1 protein-coding gene is annotated in these 623 nt (G+C 32.7%); it reads right to left on the bottom strand.

What is annotated here, in order from left to right:
• Positions 1–80 precede the first annotated feature (80 nt).
• Positions 81–572 (bottom strand): hypothetical protein, encoded by a 492-nt coding sequence (locus DWW52_RS20900; protein ID WP_004326133.1) that lies wholly within the window; start codon positions 570–572, stop codon positions 81–83.
• Positions 573–623: the final 51 nt, after the last annotated feature.

Genomic DNA, 623 nt, shown 5'->3' with positions numbered 1-623 from the left:
TTTCATTATAATTTTATATGACACTAATGGTTTGCAGCTTGCCGCCGTGAGGTGGCACAGGTGCTTGTTATCAGTCACTTTTATTTCAAATCTTCTTTATTTATAGTAATTATTCTATTCGGTATAAAGAATTGAGATGCTTCCACATCTATGCTGTTTGATATATAGCACTTCCAAAATTTCACGTATAGAAATTTCTTTTTGATTTTACGAAAAAACTTGGAAACCATTTGAGAAAAATCATTATTATCAGAACAGCAATAAAAACGTCCAGCAATGTATGCCATATCTTCCCTTTGAAAAGGAACTCTATATTCTAAAACTGGACTTTTCACATAGTCCAATACTTCAGCTGTTGTTCCATCATAATATTCATGTGTATAATATGATATATATTGTTGGAAAGATTTTCCGGTCAAATACATCTTCCGGTCATTAGCACAAATGTCAAAAGGAGATAAATCTCCTTTATAATGTGGGACACACAACAACTCTCCAAATACACTTCTAAGCGTATTTGCAATCATCTCATCATCATTTTTATGCGAATAGAATTCAAATTGCTTTCCCATGTTCTACTGGTTTTAATGACTGATAATGTTCGGCAGCTAATCGCCATTTTG

Source organism: Odoribacter sp. AF15-53 (assembly GCF_003479425.1).
Lineage (GTDB): Bacteria > Bacteroidota > Bacteroidia > Bacteroidales > Marinifilaceae > Butyricimonas.
Note: the sequence above shows the minus strand (reverse complement) of the source record. Positions and strands in the feature narration are given on the sequence as shown.

Coding starts and splice junctions, on each gene's coding strand:
- DWW52_RS20900 (WP_004326133.1), bottom strand. CDS start 572: ATGGGAAAGCAATTTGAATTCTATTCGCATAAAAATGATGATGAGATG.